Source organism: Massilibacillus massiliensis, from assembly GCF_900086705.1.
GTDB lineage: Bacteria > Bacillota > Negativicutes > FLKF01 > FLKF01 > Massilibacillus > Massilibacillus massiliensis.
The window spans coordinates 1-917 of sequence record NZ_LT575478.1; the positions used below are offsets into that span (position 1 = coordinate 1).

Annotated in this window: 2 protein-coding genes; both read right to left on the minus strand. The window is 43.1% G+C overall.

The genetic code is table 11. From position 1 onward, the window contains the following. Positions 1 to 701, minus strand: a 701-nt coding sequence (locus BN6559_RS00010) for an IS3 family transposase (protein ID WP_234407784.1), incomplete at its 3' end; no start/stop codon positions are given. 23 nt (positions 702 to 724) lie between these two features. Beyond that, on the minus strand, positions 725 to 917 hold a 193-nt coding region (locus tag BN6559_RS00015), incomplete at its 5' end, for a hypothetical protein (protein WP_199883637.1).

Sequence of the window (917 nt, forward strand, 5' to 3'; positions counted from 1 at the left end):
TACATTTCACGCTTCAATACGCCCCAAAATCCTTCCATCGGTCCATTATCTATGCAATGACCAACTCGAGACATACTTTGTGTCATCTCATGTTCTATCAGTCTGCTATGAAAACTGCGGCTGGTATACTGAAATCCACGGTCACTGTGAAATAATGGATGTGCCTGTGGATTGTTTTTTACAGCTTCATCAAAAGTGTTAAAGACCAACTTGTTATTGTTGTGGTCACTTAGTACATATGACACAATCCGGCGATCATATAAATCCAATATAGCACTCAGGTAGAGCTTATGGATAATCGGACCTATACAATATTTAAATTCCGTCACATCAGTCAGCCACTTTTCGTTTGGTGCATCAGCATAGAATTGCCGGTTTAGAATGTTTTCTGCTGTGTAAGCTGGATCAGATGCCCGGCGTGTACAACAGTTTTGCCGGTGTTTAATATTTGACTGGATATGTAGTTTACGATCAATGCGCAGAATACGTTTATCATTCACATGCTCATGGTGCCAACGGTTCAAATCATCACGAATTCTGCGGTATCCCTCGTCTGGATGTTTTTCGTGAATTTCGATGACCATCTTAGCCAGTCGCTCATTTTCCCGCTCACTTGGGCTTTTAGCTCCTTTGAGCCAATGGTAATACGCTGAACGGGTTACATGGAAAACTGGACAAAGCTCTAAAACCGAATAATGCACCGGATCTGTCTGTGAAAGTTGTTTTATTGCTTCGTATTCTCTTTCCTTGCGTGTAAAACCAAGGCATCCCTTCTTTCCAGTTCGTCCAGTTTTTTTAATGCATCAATCTCCATCTGCAACCAATGGTTTTTACGTTCCAGTTGGGCAACACAGTCCCTGAGTTCTTCTTCCGGGGTACGGCTGGGCAGTGTACCTGTTCGATGCCCACGGCGATCT